The sequence below is a fragment of the Streptomyces durbertensis genome (assembly GCF_014156695.1).
In the GTDB taxonomy this organism is placed as follows: Bacteria; Actinomycetota; Actinomycetes; order Streptomycetales; family Streptomycetaceae; genus Streptomyces; species Streptomyces durbertensis.
Map to the genome: position 1 here is coordinate 1 of NZ_WMLF01000425.1, position 4695 is coordinate 4695.

The following is a 4695-nucleotide window of genomic DNA, read 5'->3' on the forward strand; positions in this document are numbered from 1 at the left end:
GGGCAGGTTCGGACGGGCTGGAATCATACCCTGCTGGGGTATTCGTTGAGGGAAACTGTATACCCCCCGCCCGTATTCCACGCAAGCGTCGCCCCGTGTATCGACAGTTACCCCCCGGGGGTATAGTCGACGGTGTTGAGCGGGTGGGAGTCGCCCGGCAGGCAGCACACGCATCCAGGGAGCGCCATGAGAACCGGACTGAGGGTCACCGCATTCGCCGCCGTGCTGGCCGCCACCTTCGGCGTCGCCTACGGTGCGGGAGCGGTCGTCGATCCGCTGGGCGCCGCACCCGCCGCGGAGTCCGCGCACGGCCGGGACGGCTCCCACGACACGTCCCGGGGCGACGGCCGGCCGTCCGCGTCGGAGGGCGTGGGAGCCCTCGGGGTGAGCGACGGCGGTTACGCCCTCGATCTCGACACTCCGCGCCTGACCGCGGGGGAGCGGGGCGAGTTGCGCTTCACCGTGCGGGACCGGCAAGGCCGTCCGGTGACCGACTACCACGTCGAACACAAGAAGGAACTCCACCTCGTCCTGGTCAGCCGGGACCTCGCGACCTACCGGCACCTCCACCCCGAGCGGGCCGCCGACGGCACCTGGAGCGCCGACGTCCGGCTGCCGCGCGCCGGCGACCACCGTCTCATCGCCGACTTCCGCCCGAAGGCCGGCGACGCCGCGCCCCGCACGCTCGGCGCGGACCTCGCAGTCGCCGGCGACTACCGTCCCCGCCCGCTCGCCGAACCGTCCGCCACGGCGACCGTCGACGACTACACCGTCACCCTCGAGGGTGGACTCACCCCCGGCCGGCCCGGCGAACTCCGGCTGACCGTCAGCCGGGACGGCGCGCCCGTCACCGACCTGGAGCCCTACCTCGGCGCGTACGGCCACCTGGTGGCGGTGCGCGCGGGCGACCTCGGCTATCTGCACGTCCATCCCGGAGGCGGGGCCGACTCCGGCGAAGCCCGTCCAGGTCCCGACGTCGCCTTCACCGCGATCGCGCCCAGCGCAGGCGCCTACCGGCTGTTCCTGGACTTCCGGCACGGCGGCGAGGTCCGCACCGCGTCCCTCACGCTCGATGTCCCGGCCGCCGCGGGCTCCGCGAAGCCGGACCCCGCAGAGCAGCCGGACCCCACCGAGCAGCCGGACGCCGGCCACGACCACTGAACCGGGTGCCGCCGGCTCCGGCGGCACCCGGCGTCGCCGGCCCGCCCGCTCAGCGGGCGCGCAGGGCGGCCAGTACCCGGTCGAGGTCGGCGAGGCGGGGGCGGTTGTGCGGAAGCCTGGCGAGCAGCGCGGCCATGCCGCAGGTGTTCGTCAGCGCGGAGAACACCAGGCCGGCCGCGACCCCGGCGGACAGGAGCTGGAAGGCCGGGTGCACCAGGACGGCGAGCGCCAGGCCGAGCAGCACGAGCGAGCCCGCGGCGAGCCGTACCTGGCGGTCCATCGCCCAGGTGGTCCGCGCCGGTCCGTCGGGGCGCCGCAGCTCGTTCCCCTCGGCGGCCCAGGCGCCGGTGCCGCCGGCGAGGGTGGCGGTGGGGATGTGGTGCTCGGCCAGGACGCGGCAGGCGTTCTCGGAGCGGGCTCCGGACGCGCAGACGACCAGCACGTCCCCGCGCTCGGCGGCGACCCGCAGGTCGGGCAGCGCGCGCGGGAGCTGGTCGAGCGGGATGTTGAGCGCGCCGGGCAGGTGGCCGCTCGCGTATTCGCCGGGCGTGCGGACGTCGATGATCGTCAGCTCGTGCAGCCGGTCGCGGGCTTCGTCGGTCGCCAGTGTGGTGGGTGTGGTCATGCCGGGTGCCATCCTTGTGTCGACGGTGCCCCCCGAGGGAGACTACCATTACCCCTGGGGGTATTTATGAGGAGTTGTGGTGGAACTTGATCTGGCAGGTGCCGAACTCAAGGCGGTGCTCAACCGGCTGCGCCGGGCGCAGGGGCAGATCACCGGCGTGATCCGGATGATCGAGGAGGGACGGGACTGCGAGGAGGTGGTCACCCAGCTCGCCGCCGCGTCACGGGCGCTGGACCGGGCCGGCTTCGCGATCATCGCCACCGGCCTCCAGCAGTGTCTGACCGACATCGAGGGCGATGCCTCCTCCGACGCCGGCCGCGAGGAGACGAAGGCCAGGCTGGAGAAGCTGTTCCTGTCGCTGGCCTGAGCCGCCGGCGGGCGGCCCGGCTCACGCGGCCGTACCCGCCGGGACTCACAGGAGCGTCCCGGCCAGCATGAAGGCGGCCACCGCCAGCAGCACACCCGCGAAGACCCTCCGCAGCGTCGCCGCCGAGACCTTCGCGGCCAGCCGCCTGCCGTCCCACGAGGCGAGCACGGACGCCGCCGTGAACGGCGCCACCACCGCCCAGTCGACTCCCGTGCCGGCGCCCGCCCGCGCGGTGAGCGCGACCAGCGCGTTGACGGTGATGACCAGCAGGCTGGTGCCGATCGCCTGACGCATCCGCACGCCGAGCACCCCGACCAGCGCCGGCACCGCGAGGAAACCGCCCCCGACTCCGAGGAACCCGGTCACGGCCCCGAGTCCCGCCCCGACGCCGGCGGCCTGGAGGGGCTTGGCGCGCTCCGCCGGCGCCGACCGGGCGGGGCGGAGCATCCGCACCGCCGCCGCCGCGGCCACCAGGGCGAACGCGGCCGTGAGCGCGGCGGCCGGCACGGCCCCTGCCGCCGCGCCGGCGACGTAGGCGGGAGCCACGCCCGCCGCGCTGAACAGCGCCGCCGTCCGCCAGGCCACCTGCCCGGCACGGGCGTGCGCGTAGAGCGCGGTCACCGAGGTGGTGGCGACGATGAGCAGTGCCGCCGTCGTGGCGGCCGCCGGAGTGAGGCCCAGCAGGTAGATGAGGGCGGGGACGGCGAGGACGCCGCCCCCGCCGCCCAGTGCCCCGAGCGCCAGCCCGACGACGGCGCCCGCGCCGAGCGCCAGCAGCAGCGCGCTCACGCGGTCGCGTCCGGGACTCCGCGCCGCTCGTGCGCCGCGGCCCACGCGGCGTAGCCGCCGAGCAGGTCGGAAACGTCCGTGAGTCCGCGGTGCCGCAGCAGGCTGGCGGCGATCGACGAGCGGTGCCCGCCCGCGCAGTGCACCACCACCGGCCGGTCGCCGGGGATCTCGCCGACCCTGCCGGGCAGTTCGCCCAGCGGGATGTGCACGGCCCCGTCGAGGTGACCGGCGGCTCCCCGCTCGGCGCAGCCGCGCACGTCGATCACCAGCGGAGGCGTCTCGCCGCCGAGCGCGGCGCGCAGACCGGTCGCGGTGACCCGGCTCGCCGGGGTGACCTCGTCGCCGCCGAACGCGGCCAGGTGGTCGTCGGGGTCGCGCAGATAGCCGGCGAGCCGGTCGAAGCCCACCCGGGCGAGCCGGGTGAAGACCTCGCGCTCACGGTTCTGCGGTGCGACCACGAGGAGTTCGTCCGTGGGGGCGAGCACCGTGCCGACCTGCTCGGCGAAGCGGCCGTCCGCCGGGACGTTGACCGCGCCGCGCAGGTGGCCGGTGGCGAACTCCTGCGGTGTGCGGGCGTCGAGCACCACCGCGCCGGCGGCCCGGAGGGCGGCGAACTCCTCGACCGCCAGCGGACGCGGCGCGGCGGAGGGGTCGTGCAGCTCGCGACGACGCCGGTTGTGGTCCGCGTCGTAGGAGAAGTACTCGGGGGCGGCCGACTGCCCGGCGGTGACCAGGTCCACGAAGGCGTGCCGGCTCATGGGCGCGCACGCGTAGTTGGTGGCGCGCTGGGCGCCGACGGTGGACCACCGTTCGGTCGACAGGTTCTTGCCGCAGGCCGAGCCCGCGCCGTGTGCGGGGAAGACCCGTACCTCGTCCGGCAGGACCATCAGCTTGTGGTGCACGCTGTCGTACAGCATCGCTCCCAGCTCCTCCGCGGTGACTCCGGCGGAGGCGAGCAGGTCCGGGCGGCCGACGTCGCCGATGAACAGGGCGTCCCCGGTGAGGACGCCGTAGGGCACGGCGTCCTCGGCGTGTTCGCGGACGAGGACGCTGACGGACTCGGGGGTGTGCCCGGGCGTCTCGATGATCTCCAGGGTCACGTCGCCCAGGACGATCCGTTCCCCGCCCGCCAGCGCGCGTACCGGGTACTCGGTCACCGCGCGCCGCCCGTAGCCGATCCACGCGCCGGTGCGGGCGGCCAGCTCCAGGTGGCCGGCGACGAAGTCGGCGTGGAAGTGGGTGTTGATGACGCCGACCACGGTGAAGCCGCGGCTCTCGGCGTCGGCGAGGTACTCGGCGACGTCCCGTCGGGGGTCGACGACCACGGCTTTCCCGGTGCCCTCGTCGGCGATCATGTACGACGCCTGGGAGAGGCAGTCGAGGTAGTACTGGGCGAAGAACACGGAACAGACCTCCGTCACGGCGGCTGGACCCCACGTGTCGCGATGGCCCGCGACCGCGGCCACGGACCGCGTCCGCCGGGGACGCCCGGGCGGACCGGACTGCCGTTCATATACGGGTGGGGGTATCGGTTTGCTCACGGTAGCGGCCCTCGAACGTCCTCGTCAAATACCCCCGGGTGTATCTGAACGGGCGCAAACGCGTGGGCGAGCGACACGGCGGCGCTGCTAGCATCGACGTCATGGCACGAGGTATCTGGTCGCAGAAGGTCCGCTCCGCCCGCTGACGGCGGCGCCTTCCTGCTGACTCCACTGCTGCGTTTCCGCTGAGTTCCCGCTTTGAACGCGCGCTC

The 4695-nt window shown here is 74.4% G+C and carries 5 protein-coding genes; 2 read left to right on the top strand and 3 right to left on the bottom strand.

Features of this window, described 5'->3' with window-relative positions; genetic code table 11:
• Positions 1 to 186: 186 nt before the first annotated feature.
• On the top strand, positions 187 to 1161 hold the full coding sequence (locus tag GL263_RS21855; RefSeq protein ID WP_182857452.1) for a DUF8832 domain-containing protein: 975 nt from the start codon (positions 187 to 189) through the stop codon (positions 1159 to 1161).
• Positions 1162 to 1210: 49 nt separating this feature from the next.
• On the opposite strand, the gene GL263_RS21860 is transcribed toward GL263_RS21855, so the two are convergent.
• Positions 1211 to 1786 carry a rhodanese-like domain-containing protein gene (locus GL263_RS21860; protein WP_182857453.1) on the bottom strand — a complete coding sequence of 192 codons (576 nt, stop codon included), beginning with the start codon at positions 1784 to 1786 and terminating at the stop codon, positions 1211 to 1213.
• Positions 1787 to 1865: 79 nt separating this feature from the next.
• On the opposite strand from GL263_RS21860, the gene GL263_RS21865 reads away from it, so the two are divergent.
• Positions 1866 to 2153 carry a metal-sensitive transcriptional regulator gene (locus GL263_RS21865; protein WP_182857454.1) on the top strand — a complete coding sequence of 96 codons (288 nt, stop codon included), beginning with the start codon at positions 1866 to 1868 and terminating at the stop codon, positions 2151 to 2153.
• Between the two features lie 45 nt (positions 2154 to 2198).
• Here the strand turns inward: GL263_RS21865 and GL263_RS21870 are convergent, their stop codons facing one another.
• Positions 2199 to 2942 carry a sulfite exporter TauE/SafE family protein gene (locus GL263_RS21870; RefSeq protein ID WP_182857455.1) on the bottom strand — a complete coding sequence of 248 codons (744 nt, stop codon included), beginning with the start codon at positions 2940 to 2942 and terminating at the stop codon, positions 2199 to 2201.
• Entirely contained in the window at positions 2939 to 4345 is a 1407-nt protein-coding gene (locus tag GL263_RS21875) for a rhodanese-like domain-containing protein (protein WP_182857456.1), read from the bottom strand. The genes GL263_RS21870 and GL263_RS21875 overlap by 4 nt, the downstream gene beginning before the upstream one ends.
• Between the last annotated feature and the right edge of the window lie 350 nt (positions 4346 to 4695).